Origin of the sequence: Qipengyuania sp. (assembly GCF_048550555.1) — a bacterium.
Lineage (GTDB): Bacteria > Pseudomonadota > Alphaproteobacteria > Sphingomonadales > Sphingomonadaceae > Qipengyuania.
The window spans coordinates 1-3,272 of record NZ_JBLYYF010000029.1 but is presented as its reverse complement, the minus strand read 5'-3'; the positions used below and the strand labels follow the sequence as shown (position 1 = coordinate 3,272).

Genomic DNA, 3,272 nt, shown 5'->3' with positions numbered 1-3,272 from the left:
GACCAGCGGCAAGTCGACTGTCACCGGCATGCTCGGCTGGATCCTCCACGCCTGCGGACGCGAGCCGACGATCATGAACGGCGCGGTGATGAAGAACTTCGTCTCCCCGGAACGCCCCTTCGCCAGCGCGGTCGTGGGCGGGCAGAGCCTCTATGTGAGCGAGGTCGACGAGAGCGACGGCTCGATCGCGCTCTATCGGCCTGCGGTCGGCGTGTTGCTCAACGTCAGCCTCGATCACATGGGCATGGATGAGCTGCGCCGGCTGTTCGGCGATTATCTGTCGCGCAGCCGGATCGCGGTGATCAATGCCGACGATGACGAAGCGCTCGCTTTGCTGCCGCGAGCGAAGGAGGTCATCACCTTCGGCATCGAGCAGGAGAAGGCGCAGATCGGCGTGGTGCCGGGCTCGATCGCCGAAGGTCCGATGCGCCAGGCAGCGCTGGTGATCGACCGCCACGACGGCAGCGAGCATGCGCTGACGCTGCGGATGCCCGGGCGGCACAATCTCTCCAACGCGCTGGCCGCCATCGCGGGCGCGGCGGCGGCGGGCATTCCGGTGGCCAAGGCGGTCGAGGCGCTGGCCGGTTTCGATGGTCTCGCCCGGCGGTTCGATGTGATCGGCACCAGCGCCTCCGCCATCACCGTGATCGACGATTTCGGCCACAATCCCGAGAAATGCGCCGCAACGCTGCGTACGCTGCGCGCGCATCCGGGCCGCGTGCTCGCCTTCTTCCAGCCGCATGGCTACGGTCCCCTCCGCCAGATGGGCGACGAACTGGCCGAAACCTTTGCGAAGGAACTCGACAACGGCGATCGCGTGATCCTGTGCGACCCGGTCTATTTCGGCGGGACGGTCGATCGCAGCGAGGGCAGCGAGCGGATCGTGCGGTTGATCGAGCAGGCCGGCGGGCATGCCGAGTACATTCCTACGCGCAAGGCGGTGGGCGAACGGCTGGTCGATGTCGCTCAGCCCGGCGACCGCATCGTGGTGATGGGTGCGCGCGACGATACGCTGAGCAGCTTCGCGCGCGACCTGTTCGCCCGGCTTTCCTAGAGCGCGGCGGGGCCGGCGGACTCGCGCTCGACCGCGCGCCGGTATCCCTCGCGCGCCACCAGCCTCTCGCGGTAGTCCCGCAGCACCTGCGGCACGCCCTCGTCGAGTCCCACCTTGCCGGCGAGGATGAGTGCATAGCCGCAGCAGATGTCGGCCACGGTGAAGCGGTCGGCACAGAGGAACTCGCGGGTCTCGAGCCGCTGCTCGAGCTTCACCAACCGCTTCCAGAACCACTTGGCATAGGCCTCGCCCGCCTCGCTCCAGCCCTTGTCCTTCTCGAACAAAGCGAAGCGCATGAACACCGTCTGCGGGAAGGTGATCGTCGCATCGGCATGATAGGTGAAATCGAGATAGGCCGGGTAATCACCCTCGCCGGGCGCCACCACCAGCGAAGCGTCGCTGCTCTTCGTCGCAAGATAATGCGCGATGGCGCAGCTCTCGGTCATCCGGGCCTCGCCTTCGACCAGCAGCGGCACGGTGCCGAGCGGATTGAGCCCGAGATATTCGGGCGCCTGATAGCGCGGCGGGAACGGCAGGAGTTCGAGTCCGATGTCGACCCCGCCTTCCTCCGCGGCCCAAGTGGCGCGCAGCCCGCGAGACCCGGCGCAGGTGTGGAGGATCGGGCGCTCAGCCATCGTCGTGCGAGCCGCCCAGCCCAAACACCTTGTGGATCAGCATCACGAGAACGGCTCCCAGGACAAGGCCGAGCAGGGCCGAACTGGCCGCATAGCTGAGCCAGCCGAGCACGCCCGAGAGGGCGCCGGTCGCCTCTTCCACCGCATGCTGGACGCCGTGCGCCAAATCGGCCGGGCCATGAACCCCCAGTTGTTCGAGGCTGTGCAGGATGATCCCGCCACCGACCCACAGCATCGCCACCGTGCCGATCGCGGACAGCAAGGTGAGCACGCGCGGCATGGCATGGACCAGCCCCGTCCCCGTCTTGCGTGCCAGCGCCGACTCCTTCTTGGCGAGGTGGAGCCCGATGTCGTCCATCTTCACGATCAGCGCGACAGCGCCGTAGACGACGAAGGTTATACCGATCCCGACTGCCGCCAGCGCGGCTGCGCGGACCCAGAACTGGTCCGAAACCTCCGCAATCTCGTTGAGCGAGATCGCCATGATCTCGGCCGAGAGGATAAGGTCGGTGCGGATCGCACCGCTGACCCGCTCCTTCTCGAACTTCGCCGGGTCCTCGATCGGGTCGTCCAGAGTCTCGCCGTGGTGCTCGCCGCCCAGTTTCTCGAGGATCTTTTCCGCGCCTTCGTACGACAGATACGCTCCGCCCATCATCAGCAGGAAGACGATCGCCGCGGGAAAGACCCAGCTCAGCACCAGCGCGCCGGGAAGCAGGATCAGCAGCTTGTTGCGGAGCGAACCCTTGGTGATGCCCCATATGATCGGCAGTTCGCGCGCCGGCGTGATACCGGTGACGTATTTGGGCGTCACCGCCGCGTCGTCGATCACCACGCCCGCCGCCTTGCTGCCGGCTCGCCCGGCAGCTATCGAGACGTCGTCGATCGAGGCGGCGGCGGCCTTGGCGATCACCGCGACGTCGTCGAGCAGGGCTACAAGTCCACCGGGCACGCACATACTCCTTCGTTTTAGTCGCAATGTGCCCCTGCCCGCCCCGTTCCCGGCTGCCAAGCCCAGAACGTTGCTTGCATTATGCGCCAATCCCGCTATGTGCGCGCATCCCTCGGCTCCGCCCGGGGGATTCGAAGAAAGCCGGAGGGGCCCCGCAATCCCGCGGATCAGCCAGCGATCGGCCCGAAGTGAAAGGAAGACCACATGGCTCTTTACGAGCACGTGTTCCTTGCGCGCCAGGATCTGAGCCAGGCTCAGGTCGATGCACTGGCAGCGCAGGCTACCGAAATCGTCGAGAACAATGAAGGCAAGGTCACCAAGACGGAGACCTGGGGCCTCAAGAATCTCGCCTACAAGATCGACCGCAACCGCAAGGCGCATTTCGTGATGCTCAACATCGAGGGCCCCGGCGCCGTCGTGGCCGAGCTCGAGCGCCAGACGCGCATCAACGAAGACGTCATCCGCTACATGACCATCCGCGTCGACGAGCACGAAGATGGCCCGAGTGTCATGATGCGCAAGAACGAGCGCGATGCGAAGAAGCGCCGCGACCGCGAGGAGCGTAACTGATGGCCCGTCCGTTTTTCCGCCGCCGCAAGTCCTGCCCGTTCTCGGGCAAGAACGCCCCCAAGAT

Annotated in this window: 4 protein-coding genes; 2 read left to right on the top strand and 2 right to left on the bottom strand. The window is 66.1% G+C overall.

Features of this window, described 5'->3' with window-relative positions; translation table 11 throughout:
* Window positions 1-1,054, top strand: a 1,054-nt coding sequence (locus ACN4E0_RS07195) for a glutamate ligase domain-containing protein (protein WP_419566834.1), incomplete at its 5' end; no start/stop codon positions are given.
* On the opposite strand, the gene ACN4E0_RS07190 is transcribed toward ACN4E0_RS07195, so the two are convergent.
* Together ACN4E0_RS07190 and ACN4E0_RS07185 are read right to left on the bottom strand one after the other, a co-directional pair.
* Window positions 1,051-1,689, bottom strand: a complete 639-nt coding sequence (locus tag ACN4E0_RS07190) for a glutathione S-transferase family protein (RefSeq protein WP_419566833.1) — start codon at window positions 1,687-1,689, stop codon at window positions 1,051-1,053. The two genes, ACN4E0_RS07195 and ACN4E0_RS07190, sit on opposite strands and share 4 nt — an antisense overlap.
* A complete protein-coding gene (locus tag ACN4E0_RS07185; RefSeq protein ID WP_419566832.1) occupies window positions 1,682-2,638 on the bottom strand; it encodes a DUF808 domain-containing protein in 957 nt (318 codons plus the stop codon). Before ACN4E0_RS07185 ends, ACN4E0_RS07190 begins: the two co-directional genes overlap by 8 nt.
* A 204-nt stretch (window positions 2,639-2,842) precedes the next feature.
* On the opposite strand from ACN4E0_RS07185, the gene rpsF reads away from it, so the two are divergent.
* The gene (gene rpsF / locus ACN4E0_RS07180) at window positions 2,843-3,208 is read left to right on the top strand and encodes a 30S ribosomal protein S6 (RefSeq protein WP_221599853.1); all 366 of its coding nucleotides are present in this window, start codon (window positions 2,843-2,845) and stop codon (window positions 3,206-3,208) included.
* Window positions 3,209-3,272: the final 64 nt, after the last annotated feature.